The sequence below is a fragment of the Pantoea alhagi genome (genome assembly GCF_002101395.1).
Lineage (GTDB): Bacteria > Pseudomonadota > Gammaproteobacteria > Enterobacterales > Enterobacteriaceae > Mixta > Mixta alhagi.
In genome coordinates this window covers 3,926,209-3,944,807 of record NZ_CP019706.1, presented here as the reverse complement: position 1 = coordinate 3,944,807, position 18,599 = coordinate 3,926,209, and the positions used below count along the sequence as shown (strand labels likewise).

At 52.8% G+C, this 18,599-nt stretch carries 21 protein-coding genes; 10 read left to right on the top strand and 11 right to left on the bottom strand.

The features are described 5' to 3' along the window. The first annotated feature begins 113 nt into the window (after positions 1-113). From B1H58_RS18605 to B1H58_RS18580, 6 genes are all read left to right on the top strand, one after another. The gene (locus B1H58_RS18605) at positions 114-674 is read left to right on the top strand and encodes a nucleotidyltransferase family protein (protein WP_085071923.1); all 561 of its coding nucleotides are present in this window, start codon (positions 114-116) and stop codon (positions 672-674) included. Beyond that, positions 674-1,642 (top strand): XdhC family protein, encoded by a 969-nt coding sequence (locus B1H58_RS18600; protein ID WP_085071922.1) that lies wholly within the window; start codon positions 674-676, stop codon positions 1,640-1,642. The genes B1H58_RS18605 and B1H58_RS18600 overlap by 1 nt, the downstream gene beginning before the upstream one ends. Before the next feature lie 80 nt (positions 1,643-1,722). Then, a complete protein-coding gene (locus B1H58_RS18595) occupies positions 1,723-2,118 on the top strand; it encodes a VOC family protein (protein WP_085071921.1) in 396 nt (131 codons plus the stop codon). Positions 2,119-2,344: 226 nt separating this feature from the next. Continuing rightward, positions 2,345-2,545: a hypothetical protein gene (locus B1H58_RS18590; RefSeq protein WP_085071920.1), complete on the top strand. Its 201-nt coding sequence runs from the start codon at positions 2,345-2,347 to the stop codon at positions 2,543-2,545. 537 nt (positions 2,546-3,082) lie between these two features. Continuing rightward, positions 3,083-3,592, top strand: coding sequence for a hypothetical protein (locus B1H58_RS18585; RefSeq protein WP_085071919.1), 510 nt, complete (start codon positions 3,083-3,085; stop codon positions 3,590-3,592). Between the two features lie 290 nt (positions 3,593-3,882). Beyond that, positions 3,883-4,173, top strand: a complete 291-nt coding sequence (locus tag B1H58_RS18580) for a DUF3289 family protein (protein ID WP_237172433.1) — start codon at positions 3,883-3,885, stop codon at positions 4,171-4,173. 217 nt (positions 4,174-4,390) lie between these two features. On the opposite strand, the gene gap is transcribed toward B1H58_RS18580, so the two are convergent. Then, positions 4,391-5,401 (bottom strand): type I glyceraldehyde-3-phosphate dehydrogenase, encoded by a 1,011-nt coding sequence (gene gap / locus B1H58_RS18575; RefSeq protein WP_085071917.1) that lies wholly within the window; start codon positions 5,399-5,401, stop codon positions 4,391-4,393. A gap of 79 nt (positions 5,402-5,480) precedes the next feature. Next, a complete protein-coding gene (locus tag B1H58_RS18570; protein WP_085071916.1) occupies positions 5,481-6,461 on the bottom strand; it encodes a GlxA family transcriptional regulator in 981 nt (326 codons plus the stop codon). A gap of 218 nt (positions 6,462-6,679) precedes the next feature. Between B1H58_RS18570 and B1H58_RS18565 the strand changes: the two genes are divergently transcribed. Further along, complete coding sequence (locus tag B1H58_RS18565; RefSeq protein WP_085071915.1) at positions 6,680-7,804, top strand: aminotransferase class V-fold PLP-dependent enzyme; 1,125 nt, start codon at positions 6,680-6,682, stop codon at positions 7,802-7,804. 27 nt (positions 7,805-7,831) lie between these two features. On the opposite strand, the gene B1H58_RS18560 is transcribed toward B1H58_RS18565, so the two are convergent. From B1H58_RS18560 to ychF, 4 genes are all read right to left on the bottom strand, one after another. Continuing rightward, a complete protein-coding gene (locus B1H58_RS18560; protein ID WP_085071914.1) occupies positions 7,832-8,500 on the bottom strand; it encodes a YecA/YgfB family protein in 669 nt (222 codons plus the stop codon). A 159-nt stretch (positions 8,501-8,659) separates the two neighbouring features. Next, positions 8,660-8,905 carry a DUF2543 family protein gene (locus B1H58_RS18555; protein ID WP_085071913.1) on the bottom strand — a complete coding sequence of 82 codons (246 nt, stop codon included), beginning with the start codon at positions 8,903-8,905 and terminating at the stop codon, positions 8,660-8,662. 258 nt (positions 8,906-9,163) lie between these two features. Continuing rightward, the gene (locus tag B1H58_RS18545; protein ID WP_085071911.1) at positions 9,164-9,646 is read right to left on the bottom strand and encodes a cold-shock protein; all 483 of its coding nucleotides are present in this window, start codon (positions 9,644-9,646) and stop codon (positions 9,164-9,166) included. Between the two features lie 364 nt (positions 9,647-10,010). Beyond that, a complete protein-coding gene (gene ychF, locus B1H58_RS18540) occupies positions 10,011-11,102 on the bottom strand; it encodes a redox-regulated ATPase YchF (protein ID WP_085071910.1) in 1,092 nt (363 codons plus the stop codon). A gap of 216 nt (positions 11,103-11,318) precedes the next feature. Here ychF and B1H58_RS18535 point away from each other — a divergent pair, with 216 nt between their 5' ends. After that, complete coding sequence (locus B1H58_RS18535; RefSeq protein ID WP_085071909.1) at positions 11,319-12,011, top strand: EAL domain-containing protein; 693 nt, start codon at positions 11,319-11,321, stop codon at positions 12,009-12,011. Positions 12,012-12,027: 16 nt separating this feature from the next. On the opposite strand, the gene pth is transcribed toward B1H58_RS18535, so the two are convergent. Continuing rightward, entirely contained in the window at positions 12,028-12,615 is a 588-nt protein-coding gene (gene pth / locus B1H58_RS18530) for an aminoacyl-tRNA hydrolase (protein WP_085071908.1), read from the bottom strand. A gap of 249 nt (positions 12,616-12,864) precedes the next feature. Between pth and ychH the strand changes: the two genes are divergently transcribed. Further along, positions 12,865-13,152, top strand: a complete 288-nt coding sequence (gene ychH / locus B1H58_RS18525) for a stress-induced protein YchH (RefSeq protein WP_085071907.1) — start codon at positions 12,865-12,867, stop codon at positions 13,150-13,152. Here ychH and B1H58_RS18520 read toward each other — a convergent pair. From B1H58_RS18520 to lolB, 4 genes are all read right to left on the bottom strand, one after another. Next, positions 13,149-14,309 carry a GGDEF domain-containing protein gene (locus B1H58_RS18520; RefSeq protein WP_085071906.1) on the bottom strand — a complete coding sequence of 387 codons (1,161 nt, stop codon included), beginning with the start codon at positions 14,307-14,309 and terminating at the stop codon, positions 13,149-13,151. The two genes, ychH and B1H58_RS18520, sit on opposite strands and share 4 nt — an antisense overlap. A 221-nt stretch (positions 14,310-14,530) precedes the next feature. Then, positions 14,531-15,478 (bottom strand): ribose-phosphate diphosphokinase, encoded by a 948-nt coding sequence (gene prs, locus B1H58_RS18515; protein ID WP_103061170.1) that lies wholly within the window; start codon positions 15,476-15,478, stop codon positions 14,531-14,533. Positions 15,479-15,614: 136 nt separating this feature from the next. Beyond that, complete coding sequence (ispE, locus tag B1H58_RS18510) at positions 15,615-16,478, bottom strand: 4-(cytidine 5'-diphospho)-2-C-methyl-D-erythritol kinase (RefSeq protein WP_085071904.1); 864 nt, start codon at positions 16,476-16,478, stop codon at positions 15,615-15,617. Beyond that, positions 16,475-17,092 (bottom strand): lipoprotein insertase outer membrane protein LolB, encoded by a 618-nt coding sequence (gene lolB, locus B1H58_RS18505; RefSeq protein WP_085072370.1) that lies wholly within the window; start codon positions 17,090-17,092, stop codon positions 16,475-16,477. The genes ispE and lolB overlap by 4 nt, the downstream gene beginning before the upstream one ends. 222 nt (positions 17,093-17,314) lie before the next feature. Between lolB and hemA the strand changes: the two genes are divergently transcribed. Beyond that, positions 17,315-18,571: a glutamyl-tRNA reductase gene (hemA, locus tag B1H58_RS18500; protein ID WP_085071903.1), complete on the top strand. Its 1,257-nt coding sequence runs from the start codon at positions 17,315-17,317 to the stop codon at positions 18,569-18,571. Positions 18,572-18,599: the final 28 nt, after the last annotated feature.

Sequence of the window (18,599 nt, the reverse complement as noted above, 5' to 3'; positions counted from 1 at the left end):
TTCCCGCATCAGGGGCGTTTCTCGCCCCTTTTTTTATCCTTTGATGCCAATTTTTGCAGGCCTGGTTCCCGACGATCTATGCTTAGCTTTTATCGTAACGCAACGGGACGTCTATGACCGTGGGGATTTTGCTGCTGGCAGCGGGAGAAAGTACGCGCTATCGCGCCGCCTGCGGTCGCCACAAGCTGCTGGAGCCGATAGAGGGCGAGCCGATGCTGGCGCGCAGCTACCGTATCGCCAGAGAAAGCGGCCTGCCGGTGGCTGTGGTGCTCAGACCAGCGCCGCTGGCGCTGCGGCGCTGCACTGGCGGCGCACACCAGATTATCCTGCCAAGCACGGGCATCGCCAGCTCTGTCGCCGCCGGGGTAAAGGCAACGGCACAGTGGCATGGCTGGCTGATTATGCTGGCGGATATGCCGTGGCTGAGTCCGGCAACGCTACGACAGACGGCAGAGGCGCTGAAGGAACATCAGCGGGTGCGCGCCTGCTGGCAAGGACAGCCGGGTCATCCGGTGGGCTTTCGCCGTGAATGTTATGCGCAGCTGGCGGCGTTAAGCGGCGAAACGGCGGCGCGTGAGCTGTTAGCGCAGCATGACGTTTATCTGCTGGCGACGCAGGACAGGGGTGTGGTACGCGATGTCGATCTGCCGTCAATGCTGTCGGGAGAGGGATAATGCAGTCACTTGATCAACAGGTTATCGACCGCGCCCTGCAGTGGCATCAGCAGGGGGAGTGCGTCTGGCTCTGTACCGTATTGCACAGCTGGGGATCGGCGCCGCGCGCGCCCGGTGCGCTGCTGGTGGCGAATCAGCAGGGACAATTTTGCGGATCGCTCTCCGGTGGCTGTATTGAAGAGGATTTTCTTGCGCGCTTACAGCAGGGGAGTTTTAACGCCGCCAGCCAAATAGTGCGCTACGGTGAAGGCGGGCTGGCAACATCCACCCGGCTGCCGTGCGGCGGGGTGCTGGATGTGCTGATTGAGCGGCTGCTGCCGGACGCAGCCAGCCTGAGCCATCTCCGGCGACTGCAGCAGGCGCTGGCGGGCGGCGATCGGCTGTGCAAGCAGATTGTAATAGGGCAGAGCGCACAGCTGGAAACCGGGAGCGATCGCGTGCCGCGCGCATTGTGCTATGACCATGACAGCGTATCGTTATCAGTAGGCAGCGTGCCGACGCTGCTGCTGGCGGGCTATTCAGCGGTAGCCGGTGAATGCCTCCGCCTGGCGCTGATGCTGGGTATGCAGGTGATTGTGTGTGAACACCGGGACGATTTCTGGCAGCAGCTACAGGACAATCATTTACCGCAGCCGCATTTGCGCTGTATCAGTCAGCACCCGGCGCGCTATCTGGAGCTGCATGGCGCAAGCGATCAAACCGCGGTGATCTGCGCCACGCACGATCCGCGTGTGGATGATCTGGCGCTGCTGGAAGCGGTAAATACGCCGGCTTTTTATCTGGGAGCCATGGGGTCCGCCAGCAACAGCCAACAGCGGCTGGCGCGTCTGCGTCGGATCGGTGAGCTGGATGAAAGCGCGTTACAACGTATCCATGCCCCCATTGGCCTGCCCATCGGCAGTAAGACACCCACAGAGATCGCATTGGCGATTATGGCCGATATTGTACGTGTCAAAAATGGGCGTTGATTATTCGCAGCTAACTGTTAGTTACTTTTTGATGTTTCAGAAACGCATAGCGATCATATTCGCATAAGGAGAAGGGCACGTTGAGAACGCAGAAGAGATGTCTGGGCTATGTAGCTCTTGTTGTAGATGATTATGATCGTGCCATCGAATACTACACCGACCTGTTAGGTTTTCATCTTGTTGAAGATACACCTCAGCCTGGTAAACGGTGGGTTGTTGTGACGCCTGACCCGGAAAGCGACTGTAACCTGCTCCTTGCCAAAGCATCTAATGAACGTCAGGGATCTTTTATTGGGGATCAGTGTGGCGGGCGCGTTTTTCTTTTCCTTCAGACTGATAACTTCTGGCGTGATTATCATTCAATGAAGGAAAAGGGCGTTCACTTTTGTGAAGAGCCGCGTCAGGAAGAATATGGGACAGTGGTGGTTTTTGAAGATATTTATGGTAACCGCTGGGATCTCTACCAGAACGCCTGAATCTCCTTGCCTTAATAGCTGAACAGAGAGGGCATCCTGCCCTCAGCATCATAAGAACATACGGCCAGCACGGAGCTGTTTGAGTTAACGACATCAGCATATAAACCACGCTCTCCTGAAAACGATAAGAGAAATATCGGAAAAAAAAACCGTTTACCCTGTTGATTTGGCGTAATGGTCCGATATTACTATGATTAAAAGGATGCATTTTCACTGGAGAGAACTGATGTCAGTAAGCCGTAGCCTGTTTGACGAGCGTGATGAAACGCTGGATGCTCTTGAGGAAAGCCTGATTGCAGTGAACTTGCCGGGACGACACCCGCTTCATCTGAGCGATAAAGAACGTTTCCCTGTGCTGATGAGCGAACATTATAGCGCGTTGCGCGATCCGCTTTATGACAGCGATGAGCGGGTGTTCTGGCGTTAACATCGCGTATAAATTTATTCCGTTAACGTTAGGCAGGAGAAGCGACCTCTCGCTTTTCCTGCTATTGCTTTATAGCGCGGTGATTTTGAAAATTGCCACGCTGCGGCTGAACTGGGACGCCTGATCCTCCAGCGCCGCCGCAGCGTTCTGCTGCGTGGCCTTTAGCCGCTACACATAAGAAAGTTGTATGTTTTTATTCGGCCGATCATTGATGCTATCGTGCCGGTAAAAAATCACAGCGTAGGCTGAATGTTACCGTTGACGTCGTTGATTCTGCCGAAGTAAGATGCGCGGGAATAGTTCTGTGCAGTAGACACGGGCGTCGAAAATGGAAAGATTCAAAAGGGTTTCTGATAAATTCATGGATGAAATGCTGGCTATTCTGTGGGTCATCATCAAGCAGAATTTTTTTGTTCTGTTCTGCGCTGATAATTAAGCGCCTGAATGATCTGTAATATACGCATATGTAATTAATACTTTTATGTAGCTGTTACATATAATATTCCCTTCATCACCCGTGGTTGTTCTGACATGCCTATGCGCTTTCTTTTTTTATTATTCTTGCTGATTCAGTGTGTAATACCTGTGAGTCAGGCTCGCGAAATAAACTTATATTCCATCAATACCGGCTCTTTTGTTTACCATCTCATCGATAACCAGGGGATGTATACTGAAAAGTTTGATAATCAGTTTTTTTCAGCGGAGAGACGCTTTTCTTCCGATTCCGACTACAGCGTCCTGGTAGGGACGATGAAAAACAGTTATGGCGATCGCTGCCTGGCACTGGGCGTGCGCAAAGACTGGAAAAAAGAGAGCCGTTGGGCTTTTAAGGGCGTTTACGGTTACACGGGTGAGTTCTTTTTTGATGGCTTTAGCCACTGCGGCGACGATGGTATTTATCGGTCCTTTAAAAACGCCACCGGTGTAGGGTTCGCCCCCTATATTTATCATGCAGTCCAGTATAATTTTACCGATTATTTTGGGGTTGAGAGTGGGGTTATTTTCCCTGCGGTTTTTGTTATCAGCATGCAATGGAGCTTCAGGTAGGCTCAGTCACCTCTCGGGACAGGTTCAGGCCCCTGCGAAAACCTGTTTAGGCTAATTGCCACAGCTCTGACGCGACTCTCCTGGCAGGTTTGTTTCGCGTTGGGGCTGACGCCATTCAGCAAGCGCTTCCCCTGTCTGTAGCTGTGTGAAAATGAAATAGTGCAGATAGGCATTATTTCATCTGCTTTTTATTGCTTGTTAATTACAGAGATTAAAACCATGATTTCATTTTTTCTTTCACTGCACTAACTAACATATTAATTAAGCTGGGTAAGTAACGAGATATATTAGTGAACCATGACTCCAGCAGAAAGAATAAATTATTTAAAAAACAAACCAAGAAAACCAATTCATCCGAGGGTCATTGCAATATATTTTGTTCTCCTTGCCATGACATACAGGATCATTTTGGCCTGGATAACGATGATATTCTGAAAACTCACTTTCACTGGTTCAGGTTCTTTCGCATCGGGTTTGTGTTGCAACGATATGAACGTTTCGCCTGTCGGCCTTTTATGACTAATATGTGCGCGCGTGTAGAAATAGCGGGGAATAAACATAAACATAAACAAAATCCTTAACCTGGTCCTGTTACTGCTGGTATTGGGGGGCCCCGGTCTGGGTTTTTACAACATGCTTGAAGAACGGGATGGGCATAGGTGGGTAAGGAAGTGGCATTAACCGGTTAAATAATGCGCCCGCAGGCGCATTAGGTACATTACAGGTAGAGGCGGCACGGCTTAGACTTGTACCGCTGCCCGCCAAACCAGGATCCTGACGTCAGGCAACACGCCGTCACTATCGTTCGCGCTGAGCCATCATCAGCGCCAGATCGACAAGGCGATTTGAAAATCCCCATTCGTTGTCATACCAGGCAAGGATTTTGACCATATTGCCGCCGATAACCAGCGTTGACAGCCCGTCAATAATCGATGAACGTGGATCGCCCTGATAATCGCTTGATACCAGCGGTTCGTCGCTATAGCCGAGAATGCCCTGTAGCGGTCCGGAAGCGGCCGCCTGACGGAACGCTTCATTCACTTCTTCCACCGTAACATCGCGCTCAAGGGTAACGGTAAGATCGACTATCGATACTACCGGAACCGGCACACGCAGCGAATAGCCTGTCATTCGACCATCCAGTTCAGGGATCACTTTCCCTAACGCTTTGGCGGCGCCGCTGGAGTAAGGCACAATCGACAGCGCTGCGGCTCGCGCGCCGCGCAGATCTTTTTCCGGCTGGTCGTGCAGCGCCTGACTGTTAGTATAGGCGTGCGTGGTATTCATCAGCCCGTGCCTGATGCCAAAATGTTGATGCAAAACCTGTGCGGCAGGGGCCAGCCCATTGGTGGTGCAACTGCCGTTGCTGACGACGTAATGCTTTTGCGGATCGTAGAGCGTATGGTTAACCCCCATTACGATGGTTAAATCGTCGTTTTTCCCCGGGGCAGAGATAATGACGCGTTTTGCACCGCCGCTATGAATATGCACGGCGGCTTTTTCACGTTCGGTAAAGAAGCCCGTCGCCTCGATAACAATATCTACTTCCACCTCGCGCCAGGGAATCCGGGCCGGATCGCGCTCGCTGAAGACGACGATGGGCTGTCCATCCACGCTCAGCTGCTTGTCGCGCGCTTCCACGGTTACCGGCAGCGTGCCCAACAGCGAGTCATATTTCAGCAGGTGAGCCAGCGTTTTGCTATCTGTCAGATCGTTGATTGCTACAATCTGAATATCCGGATTGCCCAGCGCTGCGCGTAATACGTTGCGGCCGATTCTACCAAAACCATTAATACCGATCCTGACCATGATGAACCCCCTTATGTGTGGTCTCTGGGGTTACTGTAGGTCGCTGCTGTTTTGGCGTAAACGACAAAAAAGGATCACTTTAAGCCATATAACGGCTGTGGAAACGCTGACGGTATTCTCCTGGGGTCAGATGAAGCTGCCTTTCAAAAATACGGCGCAGATTAATGCTGCTGCCAAAGCCGGTTTGTACGGCGATTTTATCCAGCGTATCGCGGGTTTGCTCCAGGCGTTGCCGGGCGGCGGCCATGCGCACTTCAGTGACATAGCGCGCCGGAGAGACCCCGGTTTCGCGGGTAAATACGCGGGTAAAATTACGTGGACTCATGGCGACTCTCTCTGCCAGTTTTTCCACGCAGAGATCGGCGGCGATATTTTCCAGTATCCACGCCTGAAGATCGCTTATCGGACCAGAGCCGTTGCTTTGCTGCAGAGTGTAGCGGCTAAACTGTAGCTGACTGCCGGGGCGGCGAAGATACATCACCAGATCCTGCGCGATATCGCGGGCAAGGTTAAAGCCGTAGTCTTCCTCTACCAGCGCCAGCGTCAGGTCAAAACCGGAGGTAACGCCGCCGGAAGTCCAGATCGGTCCGTCCTGAATATAGAGCGGTCCGCCTTCTACTTTTACCTCAGGAAAAGCGGACTGCATGGTTTCCAGCAGTTTCCAGTGCGTTGTGGCGCGTCTGCCGTTAAGCAGGCCGGTTTGTGCCAGCAGCATGGCGCCGCCGCAAATCGAGGCGACACGACGCGCATGCGGAGCGGCGAGGCGCAGCCAGTCGACAACGGCGGTGCCTTCCTGTTCGGTCTGGCCCCGGCCGGTGATAAGAATGGTGTCAAGCGGCTGGCGCGGGTCCAGTTCGTGAATGCGGTAATCGGCAAGCAGATTCAGCCCGGACTGACCATGGATCACCTGATGCGGCTGCGTTGTCGCAATATCAACCTGGTAGCGAGGGCGCGTCAGGCCTTGCGGATGCAGCTGGTTGGCATGCATCAGAATGTCGGCAATACCGGCGGACTCAAACAGCATGCCGCCATCGGGAACGATAATCAGAATTTTCTTCATGTCCGGAAAGTATACTTTCGACAAAATAGGTCAAGAGAGGATACAAAAATAAACCAGACCGCGCCAGGGTGCCGGTCAGAGACGGCAGCCATTTTTTTCGGTGTTTTTACAAAGAATTAATGATAAAAAATAAACCGGTTAGCGTAAAAATATGACATTGCAGCCGTCGCAGATTGGGCGCTTTGCAGGATTAAATTCATTTATCACAGGAGTTTCGCGTGTCTGTTAACATCCCTCAGCATTTAATCCCTGCCGATCCGCGTTTTGGCTGTGGCCCTTCATTAATTCGCCTGGAAGATCTGGCCCGCCTGCAACAGCAAGGGCCGCATCTGTTAGGCACCAGTCATCGCAAAGAACCGGTAAAAGCGTTATGCCGGGAAATTCAGGATAACCTGCGCAGCTATTTAAATGTTCCTCAGGATTACAGCATCGTGCTGGGAAACGGTGGCGCGACGCTATTGTTTGATATGGTGGGGCTTGGGCTGGTGAAAAAGCGCATCGTTCATCATGTCTGCGGCGAGTTCTCTGATAAATGGTTTAACGCTTCGCGACGTATTCCCTGGATCGAGGCGGAAAAGCGCCAGGTAGAAAATGGGCAGGGCAATATGATGACCCAAAGTGATGATGCAGACGACGTTGTTGCCGTTACGCTGAACGAAACCTCTACCGGCGTAATGAATAGTGCGCTGCCGCAGGTTGGCGAACATTGCCTGCTGGCAGTGGATGCTACCAGTGGTGCCGGACAGATAGCCTGCGATATTTCACGTACCGATCTCTTTTTCTTCTCTCCGCAAAAGGTTTTCGCCAGCGAAGGAGGGCTGTTTGTGGCCTTGCTTTCGCCGAAAGCGAAAGCCCGTATCGCTGAGGTTGCCGCAGATACTGAGCGCTATATGCCGGTTTTTGCCGACTGGCGGCTGGCGCTGAGTAACAGCGAGCAGGCGCAAACTTATAATACGCCAGCCGTGGTAACGCTATGGCTGTTTGCTGAGCAGGTTAAACGGATGAATGCGCTGGGATTCGCGCAGGTGGAGCAGCAGGCAAAAGAGAAGGCCGAGTGGGTCTATCAATGGGCGCAGACGCATAACAGCTTATCCTGCTATGTGGCGGATCCACGGGCGCGTTCAACCACGGTGGCCACCATTGACGTGGCGAGCAATATTGACGTAAGCAGGCTGATCGCCTGGCTGGAACAGCGGCAGCTGGTTTATGGTATTGATGGCTACCGGGCGCTGGGCCGCAACCAGCTGCGCATTGCGCTCTTCCACAATATTTCACTGGACGATCTGAAAAAGCTTACGGCGTTAATCGATTACCTGATCGATGGCGGGGAGTTTGCCGCATAAAAAAAAGCGCCCGCAGGCGCATCAGGCTTAGTGCAGGCAGCACTGCTTATATTTTTTACCGCTGCCGCAAAAACAGGGATCGTTGCGGCCCGGTTTCTGCTCGGTAACCACCGGTTGCTGCGGCGCGGGTATCGCTTCCGGCTGGGCGATCCAGTAATCGTGCAGCGCCAGCGCGGCGGGGCGAATGGCGGCGAAGCGTTCTTCCATCTCCTCCGGGGAAAGGTTCTCCAGCTGTGGGAAATTTTCCTCTTTGCCGTGCAGAGCGATGGCGTCCAGCGCTGGCTGTAACGCTTCCGGCAATGATGACCAGTCGCTCAGCGCGACGCCGCGCATATAGCCGAAGCACCACTCTTCTACCACGGTAAAATCCTGGCCTTCAGTTTCACGTACGCCAAACAGTGGATCGAACTGTTCGGGAAAATCCGCAAGACGGTCGGCGATATCATTCATATGCTGGAAGCAAAGCTCCATAAAGCGGTTCATTTCGCGCTCGTTGCTCCACCTGGGGATGTGTTTTTCACCGCCCCATAACGCCACCAGCCATTCGCTAGGTTCAATGGTTCGCGGACCGGAAAGCACCGCGGTCAGCAGGCCATCCAGCTCGGCGACATCCACGATCGACGCCTCGCTGCCATATTTATCCAGCATTTCGTCAAGCCATTGCAGCTCTTTCCCGGTCAATGGGCCTTCTTTCATACTGTTGCCTCCTGGGCGCTTAGATTTAAAACCGCAGCAGTGTACACGCTTATCCGCTCAGCTTAGCTATAAATCTGACAACAGGCCTGGCGAGACGGCGAGGGAATCAGGTGTCGGGTTTATTTTTACCTGCGTTGTGTCCAGTGCTCTCAGCGAAAACTACTCATTGCCCCATTGATTCAGAAATGTGGCTATCTCATCAATACGCGCGTCATCGATACCGGCTTCATCGGCGATCTCTTTCTGCGCATCCTCACTGATTTCTTCGTTATTCATTAAGCGCGTAATCAGCAGTTGAAAATAGTGCGCCAGAGGCTCGCGTTCTGCGTCGCTCACCGCCCTGGCCGTTTCCGTCGAATACTCATCCACGATGTCATAATATTTAAGCGGTATTTCTTTGTTCATAAAAGATCCTCAGGGACTATGTTCGGTGTCAGTTGCTGTTTGCATCGTCTGGCCTGAATAATATCATTCTTGTTGGGTTTTTTGGTCATCCAGTCGGGGCAGGGCATTAACGCGATCGGTTTTGTGCCGGGAGCGGGCTGATGGCTGGCGAAGGTGATAAAAGAGTCAGATATCACGGCGCACGCAGGCCGGTAGCCGATGTTGAAATTCTGCTTAAGGATGGCGCAAAATTTCAACACCGGGTCAGTACGTGTTATTTCAAACCTTGAGCAGTTTCACTGTGGCATCTATGTCTATTTCATCTTCCGAGAAGATTAACGTGGTTCCCTGAAAGGTAGTGATCGCCAGTTTTTTCAGTAAACGCATCTCACCAGGCTGCGCCGCTGATTTCGGCCTGATGCTTCTCATCAGTACGCCCACAGACAGCACGGGGCTTTCTTTATCGATGCGGGTATCGGCAGGCACTTCTTCGCTGTAAACCAGGTAGGATTTGATTGAGGTAAGCTTAACGCGCTCGCCTGCAATATAGAGATATTTACTTTCCGGTAAAACTTTTACCGCATATGCTGACAAGCCCTTGCTATTGGTTGTGGGCTCAAAAGTTACCGCCGCATCTTTCTTTATCAGTTCAGGGTTGGCGACCTTGATCACATGAAAATAACGGTTCTCACCGTTTTCATCTTTGATAAATCCAAAACCTTTATCCTGAAACCACGTTGTGATTGTTCCGTTCATCGCCATTACCGCCTGATTAATCGTTTATCTACTCATTTTTTGCAGCGCGCAGTGTAAAGCACATTGCCTGCGCAGACCATGTCTTTGGTTTAAGTCTGGATGATAAATTTCAGGTATGCGAGGGGATGACCCGGTAAAAGAGTAAGCGACGCAGAGTGGATCCCGCAGACAGACGTAGCGGAGGGGATAGCGGGAGATGAGCAGGATAAGAGGTCGTTGCTCCCGGTAGATACCTATAGCAGAAAACAGGCGACCGGGTTCCTTAGCCAGACAATGGACGCCGATAAAAAAATCCACGCATTTGCGTGGATCTTTATTATCTGTGATTGCCGGGGAAGTATGTTGAGATCCCCGACAACAACTGAAGCGCTTAGACGTTAAACAGGAAGTTCATCACATCGCCATCTTTAACGATGTACTCTTTGCCTTCTGAACGCATCTTGCCAGCTTCTTTCGCGCCCTGTTCACCTTTGTAGGTAATAAAATCTTCAAAAGCGATGGTCTGCGCGCGGATAAAGCCTTTTTCAAAGTCGGTATGAATCTTACCGGCCGCCTGCGGCGCGGTGGCCCCGACAGGAATCGTCCAGGCGCGTACTTCTTTTACGCCCGCGGTGAAATAGGTCTGCAGGTTCAGCAGCGCATAGCCGGCACGGATAACGCGGTTCAGGCCCGGCTCTTCCAGACCCAGCTCCGCCATAAACTCGGCGCGTTCGTCATCTTCCAGCTCGGCGATATCAGATTCAACGGCGGCGCAAACCGGCACGACTACAGAACCTTCCTGTTCAGCAATAGCGCGTACCTGATCCAGGTAAGGGTTATTTTCGAAGCCATCTTCATTCACGTTAGCAATGTACATGGTTGGCTTCAGCGTCAGGAAGCTCAGATAGCGGATCGCCGCTTTCTCTTCTTCATCCAGCGACAGGGCGCGCAGCATACCGGCATTTTCCAGGTGCGGCAGACATTTCTCCAGCACCGCCTGCTCCAGTTTGGCGTCTTTGTCGCCGCCTTTGGCTTTTTTCTGTACGCGCTGCAGGGCACGTTCACAGGTATCCAGGTCGGAAAGCGCCAGCTCAGTATTAATGACGTCAATATCTTCCGCCGGGTTTACTTTGCCGGAAACATGAATGATATTATCGTTTTCAAAGCAGCGGACTACGTGGCCAATCGCTTCGGTTTCACGAATATTTGTCAGGAACTGGTTGCCCAGGCCTTCACCTTTGGATGCCCCTTTTACCAGACCAGCAATATCAACAAATTCCATTGTGGTCGGAATAATACGCTGCGGCTTAACGATTTCCGCCAGCTGGTCGAGACGTGAATCAGGCATTGGCACCACGCCGGTATTAGGCTCAATGGTACAGAACGGGAAATTTGCTGCTTCGATGCCCGCTTTGGTTAACGCATTGAACAGAGTGGATTTACCCACGTTAGGCAGGCCCACGATACCGCATTTGAATCCCATGTTTGAATCACCTTAATTGCTGAGATAACCGGACAATAACCGTTGCCGGTAATGACATGAAAAATTTGCCGCTATTATACACGTAATTATGGCCCGGATGCGGCTGATTTCATCCTGAGCCGGTGGGAAAACGCGTTTTAAAACTGCAATTGCGCTGATTGTTGCTGATAATAAGAACGAGGCGTAACGAGAAGCGAGAGGCGCAACCAGTTTTCTATGATCAAGCTGCAACAGCCGCTGGAAATAATTTGCGATGTGCTGCATACGCCTGCCGGACGTATCGTTGCGCTTGATCTGCACTATGATGAGCCGCATTCGGCCGCCTATCGTAGCGTGGTCGGTCGCCTGAAGCTGGAATCCCTCTCTACGGCGCAACGGGAAGAGATGCTCATCCACCAACTACTGAGTCTGGAAAGCATGTCCGCCTTACTGCGTCAGCGCCAGTGGCTTTGTTGTATTACGCTCGATTTTGCACTGGCGCAGCGGGTTACCGAATCGGCTTTTATACGCCATGCCCTGCAACATCTGCCTTTTTTACGTCTGTCGTTATCTGAAGCTTTTCCCAATCTGCATGATGGCATCGATAATCCGTTAATCAGAACGCTGTCTGAGCAGCTGAATACCTTATGGCTGAGCGATCTTGGCGCTGGCTACGCTAATCTGAATGCGGTGCAAAGCCATATTTTCGAGGCGGTGAGGCTGGACCGACGTTTTTTCGCCGAAAATGTGCATAAATCGATATTTATCGTGCTGCTGCGACAGATAATGCAAATGACTAACCGGCTGATTGTGGATGGGGTGGAGAACGAGGCGCAGCGGGTCATGCTGGAGCAGCAGGGCGTTTGGGCTTTGCAGAACTATCTGTACGCGCCGCTGCCGCTCAGCAAAATCGGTGACCTGCCGGATTAACGCAGCAGGTGTAACCTTAACTCGCCTTATAGCTATGCAGCCGGTTCATCGCCTTCAGCAAGTCATCTTTTAACCAGACTTCTGTACAGCGAGCCGCCTCATCAACCGCATTATCGATCAGCGTTTGCTCAGAGGCGGGCGGTTTACCCAGCACAAAACCCACCACCTTATTGCGATCGCCCGGATGACCAATACCAATGCGCAGGCGATGAAAGTTGGGATTATTGCCCAGTTTGCTGATGATATCTTTCAGGCCGTTATGGCCGCCATGTCCGCCGCCCAGCTTGAACTTCGCCACGCCTGGCGGAAGATCTAACTCATCATGAGCCACCAGAATCTCTTCAGGGGCAATGCGATAAAAGGTCGCCATCGCCGCCACCGCTTTACCGCTCAGGTTCATAAAGGTGGTTGGCACCAGCAGGCGCACATCTTTCCCTGCCACGTTAAGTCGTGCGGTATAGCCAAAAAATTTGCTCTCTTCTTTCAGGGACTGATTATGGCGCTCTGCGAGTAAATCCACATACCAGGCACCGGCATTATGGCGCGTTGCGGCGTATTCGGCGCCAGGGTTGGCAAGGCCAACAATCAGCTTAATCTCACTCACGGGGTCTTTCCTGCTAAAAACCGAAGGGCGATAGTGTAGCGGCCTGTTGACAAGAATACAAAGCGGGTGAGGCTTTTAGTTACGGTAGTAAATAATATGTTTTCTATATAAATACAGACGGTTATCAATAAATTTTATCGAACAGTAGTTAAAATGTGTGATCGTGCGCCCAACGGGCAGTTGGGTCATCTCCTAAGCTTATGGTGGTTTAACAGTATGTGCTGTGTAGCCAAAAAAAGGAGGCAGGGGATGAAACGTAAAAACGCAATGATTGCAGGTAATGGTTTGATGGGGCTGGGGTTACTGACCATGATTACAGGCATCGGCTATGCGGTACTAAACCAACTGCCGCAGCTCCAGTTGCCCCCCATGCTAACGCCTCTCGCGATCCTGAGTATTTTTATTGGCGCGCTGTTGTGGCTGGTGGGCGCACGTATTAGCGGACGTGAAAAAGTGGCCGATAAGTATTACTGGCTGCGTCACTGTGGCGATCAACGTTGCCGTCGTGCCTCTCATCAACGCCCCCATAGCCATTAAAGGTTAAGGTTCACCAGCGTCGCGCTCTGCGGCGCTGTGGTTTTTATCTCAATACGGTTGCGTCCACCCGCTTTAGCTTCATAAAGCGCTTTATCTGCCATCATCATCAATGATGAAAAACTGTGGGTATTGCCAGCCGCAATGCCGATACTTACCGTGTATTCAATATTATCCGGGCGAGAAACCATCGCCAGAAGCCGAATTTCTTCACATAAACTCCGCACCTTCTCTACATCACCGACAAAAAGCGCGGCAAATTCCTCACCGCCCAGCCGGGAAAAGGTACATTCTGCGGGCAAAACTTTCTCTACGACGCGGCAAAAATCCAGCAGTACCCGATCGCCCTGATTATGCCCATACCGGTCGTTGATGCTTTTGAAATGATCCAGATCGAAGACCATAGCGACCAGAGGAAGCTGTTTCTGCATGCTTTTTTTCTCAGCAAGCCCCGCCTGGGCAAATAACGCACGGCGGTTCCAGACGCTGGTAAGGGGATCGCGTAGCGAAGCCTGTTTATAGCGTATTTGCGTGCGCTCATTCACCATTGCCAGAATAGTAAATGTCAGGCCAATCACAAACAGTGTTGATTCCAGGATAACGTAGCTGGAAAACGGGCTATGTCCCATCGCATTGTGAGCGGAAGAGCCGCTGTCGAAACACATGCGCGAGAGATGAAACACCAGATGAAAGCAGAGCAGGAGCTGAGCTGGCCAGAAAGTGATCTGCAGGCAGGCGCGTGAACGGACCAGCATAATAATCAATGCAACGGTATAGCTGATGCACAGCAGGCAGCTCACCATAATGCGTTTTGGTATCGAGCAATAAAATGACGGAAAACAGCAGAGCAGCGCCCAAAGTAGCGCACCAAACAGCCAGCTAATCCCGGGGCGAAACCCGGCAAACACGCGAAAGGCGTTCAGCCACATGCCATAGGCCAGCATCACTAACGTGTTGCCGATCGCCACCGGCAGGAACAGAAGGCCGTGATTGCGCAGGCTGCCCAGCCATACCGAGACCATCATGGCGATAATTGCCATGGTGGTGAAGCCCAGCACGCGGTCGTACTGCGCGCCGCTCCAGGCAAAAATCATAATTATGCTCAGAAAGCCCAGCACATAGAGTTCACAGATAAACAGTGTGTAGACATCAAGTGCCATAAAGCGCTTCCCTATAAAAAACCGCAGCAAAATATCATGACTCGCCGGTTGTAAAAAGCGCTTAACGCAGCGGTAAAAGAAATGCCATAAACATTACGCGCTTTGCTGATTATCGATCGTGGAATTAGCTATACGTGCCACAGGCTTATCAACAGATAGCGGCAGGGCGGGTGAATATAAAAAAAAACCGGGCCTGAGCCCGGTTTTTATCATTTCAGCGATCAGTGTTCAAACATCGCAGAGATAGACTCTTCATTGCTGATGCGGCGAATCGCTTCAGCCAGCATGCCTGAAAGGGTCAGGGTACGTACAATAGGCAGCGCCTTGATCTCGTCGGCCAGTGGGATAGTATCGCAAACCACGACTTCATCGATCACTGAGTGACGCAGGTTTTCCGCCGCGTTACCCGAGAAGATCGGATGCGTTGCATAGGCGAAAACACGTTTGGCACCGCGCTCTTTCAGCGCTTCAGCCGCTTTGCACAGCGTGCCGCCGGTATCGATCATATCGTCAACCAGTACGCAGTCGCGGCCTGCCACGTCACCAATAATATGCATAACCTGAGAAACGTTAGCGCGCGGACGACGTTTATCAATAATGGCCATATCGGTATCGTTAAGCAGCTTGGCGATGGCACGGGCGCGAACGACGCCGCCGATATCCGGGGACACCACAATCGGATTCTCCAGACCAATCTGCAGCATATCCTCCAGTAAAATCGGGCTACCGAATACGTTATCAACCGGAACGTCGAAGAAGCCCTGGATCTGTTCTGCGTGCAGGTCCACTGTCAGCACACGGTCAACGCCGACGCTGGAAAGGAAGTCCGCAACCACTTTAGCAGTAATTGGCACGCGCGCTGAACGAACGCGACGGTCCTGACGAGCATAGCCAAAGTAGGGGATTACAGCGGTAATACGACCAGCAGAAGCGCGACGCAGCGCGTCTACCATTACAACCAGCTCCATCAGGTTGTCATTGGTAGGGGCACAGGTGGACTGGATGATGAAAATATCGCCACCGCGTACATTTTCGTTGATTTGTACGCTCACTTCACCATCACTGAAACGACCGACGGCGGCGTCGCCCAGGCTGGTGTAAAGGCGGTTGGCAATACGTTGTGCTAGTTCCGGGGTGGCGTTACCAGCAAAAAGCTTCATATCAGGCACGAGAAGAACCTCAGGCTTTGCGTCCAGAGAATGCACACAGGCGAACGGCAACGGGCGCGCTATATCCGTCGCATGCGTGCATACGGGTGTATTAAAGCGTTCTGTGCAGCATCAGGAACAGGGTGACACTGTCACATCACGCCAGGTGCCCTGAAAGAATGCGGTGAAGAGGCGAAAGGTTTACGCCTTGCGCCACGAATCCCTGCATCCAGTTCGGGGCCAGCTCAAGCACCTGACGGGCTGCGGACTCGGTGTCAAATTCTGCAAACACACAAGCGCCGGTTCCTGTCAGGCGCGACGGCGCGTATTCTAGCAGCCAGGAAACAAGCGCATCAACCTCGCGAAAACGTTTTCTTACGACTGCCTCACAATCATTGCTGAAAGGAGCCTGTAACAGCGCATCAAATGAGCGTACCGGTGAATTACGCATCAGTTCAGGATCGTTAAACACCAGCGGCGTAGGAACGGCAACGCCAGGATGCGCCACCAGATACCATTTTTCCGCCGGTGCGGCAGGCTGTAACGCTTCGCCCACCCCTTCGGCAAAGGCGGCATGACCGCGCACAAAAACCGGAACATCGGCACCTAGCTGTAGTCCCAGTGCGCAAAGCGTTTCGTTTTCCAGCCCGGTATTCCACAGGTGATTAAGCGCCACCAGCACCGTCGCGGCATTGGAAGAACCGCCACCCAGCCCGCCGCCCATTGGCAAACGCTTGTCGATAGCGATATCTGCACCAGCCTGAGCCGGTAGCGTGCCGCGATCGGCAGCGGCGCGCATCAACAGTCGGGCGGCGCGCACAATCAGGTTATCTTCATGCGCCACGCCGGGAACCGGTGTTAATAAACGGATCTCGCCGTGGGGCTGTGGTGTGATCCGCAGGCTGTCGCCATAATCAAGAAACTGAAACAGCGTCTGCAGATTATGGTAGCCGTCAGGTCGACGGCCAGTGATATAGAGAAACAGGTTTAGCTTCGCCGGGGCGGGCCAGGTGGTAATCATTGTACAGTCCAGCTATCCATGCGCAGTTTAATACGTTTATCGCCTTGTTTTAGCTCAATGCTGGCAGGCAACGCCGGGTTAACCTTGTGGTCATAGCCCTGAATGGTAACGTCCCACTGCTGCCCGTTGCGGCTGTAGCTCAGCGTGCGCAGTTGATATTGATCGTCCAGGGTGAAATCGGTGGCATCGCCCGGCAGGCCAAGCATCCACTGACGCAGGTTCGCCAGCGGGATATCCATGCCGGTCAGCTGTGAGATCATTTTTTCAGCATCGTTGCTGACGTAGCGTTTGCCTTTGTTATCCACTAACTGCACCGTTGAGCCCTGCGCATCCAGCTGCAGTTCGGTGCTACCGAGCGGGTTAGTCAGCAACAGACGATAGCGGTCAGAGGCGGTTTGCTGCCAGTTAAAGCGTGCATAAACCTTTTGCTGGTCAGAAAGCCAGGCAAAAGCGCCGCGCGTTTGATACTGGGTGATTTTTTGTACTGCCTGCTGATGTTGCTGCCACTGCAATGAGGTAGGACTTTGACCGGGGCCTTGAGGTTTATTGATGGTACAGGCCGCCAGCAATACGCTGGCAAGGGGAAGCAGCCGCAACGAGCGGCGGGTAAACAGATCAAACACCGGGTCATCTCCTCAAACACACTTTTTAGAGCCAAACGAGTAACGCTAATCATTCACTGGTTACCCGTCAACGTGGAATTATCGAAATTCAGTCTTATCAGCTATATCTTATTACAGTCATAGTCTTTGTATGGCTTTTCATGATCTCCCGCATCTTGTAGAATGCGCCTCATAAAACCCCAACGACATTGGGATAACCCGATCTGATTCACCATGACGCTGCTGGCCCTCGGAATAAATCATAAAACGGCACCTGTTGCCTTACGCGAAAGAGTTACCTTCTCGCCGGATACGCTGGATGAGGCTTTAAACAGCCTGCTGGCGCAGCCGATGGTGCAGGGGGGCGTTGTGCTGTCTACCTGTAACCGCACAGAACTCTATCTTAGCGTAGAGCAGCAGGAAAACCTGCATGAACGTCTGGTGCAGTGGTTGTGTGAATATCATAACCTGCGTGAAGACGAAGTGCGCAAAAGCCTCTACTGGCATCATGACAATGAGGCGGTCAGCCATCTGATGCGCGTCGCCAGCGGGCTGGACTCGCTGGTGCTTGGCGAACCCCAGATCCTTGGTCAGGTGAAAAAAGCCTTTGCTGACTCTCAGCGCGGCCATTCGCTCTCCAGCGAACTGGAGCGCATGTTTCAGAAAACATTCTCTGTTGCCAAACGGGTGCGCACCGAAACCGATATCGGCGCCAGCGCCGTCTCTGTTGCCTTTGCCGCCTGTACCCTGGCTCGCCAGATCTTTGAATCGCTCTCTACGGTTAACGTATTGTTGGTCGGCGCGGGCGAAACCATCGAGCTGGCGGCGCGTCATTTGCGCGAACACCATGTAAAAAAACTGATGATCGCCAACCGTACCCGTGAGCGCGCCCAGCTGCTGGCGGATGAGGTTGGCGCAGAAGTGATTGGCCTGGCGGATATCGATAGCCGTCTGGCGGAAGCGGATATTATTATCAGCTCCACCGCCAGCCCACTGCCGATTATCGGTCGCGGTATGGTCGAGCGGGCGCTGAAGGCGCGCCGCAATCAGCCGATGCTGCTGGTGGATATCGCCGTACCGCGCGATGTCGAGCCGGAAGTCGGCAAGCTCGCGAATGCTTATCTTTACAGCGTCGATGACCTGCAGGCGATTATTGAAAATAATATGGCCCAGCGTAAGGCGGCGGCCGTACAGGCTGAAACCATCGTCGCGCAGGAAAGCAGTGAATTTATGGCCTGGCTGCGCGCGCAAAGCGCGGTTGAGACCATTCGCGATTATCGTGAACAGGCGGCGCAGATACGCGCTGAGCTGGAAGCGAAAGCGCTGGCCGCGTTGCAGCAGGGCGCGGATGCGCAGGAAGTGCTGCACGACCTGGCCCATAAGCTAACCAACCGGTTGATTCACGCCCCTACTAAATCCCTGCAGCAGGCTGCACGCGACGGCGATGGCGAACGCCTGCAGATCCTGCGTGACAGCCTCGGGCTGGACTAGAACAATCCCACACCAATACAGGGTAAAA

Bases quoted from the DNA above. Each gene is read 5' to 3' on its own strand.
- B1H58_RS18545 (WP_085071911.1), bottom strand. From the start codon at position 9,646: ATGGCGATGAACGGAACAATCACAACGTGGTTTCAGGATAAAGGTTTT.
- ychF (WP_085071910.1), bottom strand. From the start codon at position 11,102: ATGGGATTCAAATGCGGTATCGTGGGCCTGCCTAACGTGGGTAAATCC.
- ychH (WP_085071907.1), top strand. From the start codon at position 12,865: ATGAAACGTAAAAACGCAATGATTGCAGGTAATGGTTTGATGGGGCTG.
- B1H58_RS18585 (WP_085071919.1), top strand. From the start codon at position 3,083: ATGCGCTTTCTTTTTTTATTATTCTTGCTGATTCAGTGTGTAATACCT.
- ispE (WP_085071904.1), bottom strand. From the start codon at position 16,478: ATGATTACCACCTGGCCCGCCCCGGCGAAGCTAAACCTGTTTCTCTAT.
- B1H58_RS18605 (WP_085071923.1), top strand. From the start codon at position 114: ATGACCGTGGGGATTTTGCTGCTGGCAGCGGGAGAAAGTACGCGCTAT.
- hemA (WP_085071903.1), top strand. From the start codon at position 17,315: ATGACGCTGCTGGCCCTCGGAATAAATCATAAAACGGCACCTGTTGCC.
- B1H58_RS18560 (WP_085071914.1), bottom strand. From the start codon at position 8,500: ATGAAAGAAGGCCCATTGACCGGGAAAGAGCTGCAATGGCTTGACGAA.
- B1H58_RS18555 (WP_085071913.1), bottom strand. From the start codon at position 8,905: ATGAACAAAGAAATACCGCTTAAATATTATGACATCGTGGATGAGTAT.
- gap (WP_085071917.1), bottom strand. From the start codon at position 5,401: ATGGTCAGGATCGGTATTAATGGTTTTGGTAGAATCGGCCGCAACGTA.
- B1H58_RS18520 (WP_085071906.1), bottom strand. From the start codon at position 14,309: ATGGCACTTGATGTCTACACACTGTTTATCTGTGAACTCTATGTGCTG.
- B1H58_RS18600 (WP_085071922.1), top strand. From the start codon at position 674: ATGCAGTCACTTGATCAACAGGTTATCGACCGCGCCCTGCAGTGGCAT.
- B1H58_RS18590 (WP_085071920.1), top strand. From the start codon at position 2,345: ATGTCAGTAAGCCGTAGCCTGTTTGACGAGCGTGATGAAACGCTGGAT.
- B1H58_RS18570 (WP_085071916.1), bottom strand. From the start codon at position 6,461: ATGAAGAAAATTCTGATTATCGTTCCCGATGGCGGCATGCTGTTTGAG.
- B1H58_RS18535 (WP_085071909.1), top strand. From the start codon at position 11,319: ATGATCAAGCTGCAACAGCCGCTGGAAATAATTTGCGATGTGCTGCAT.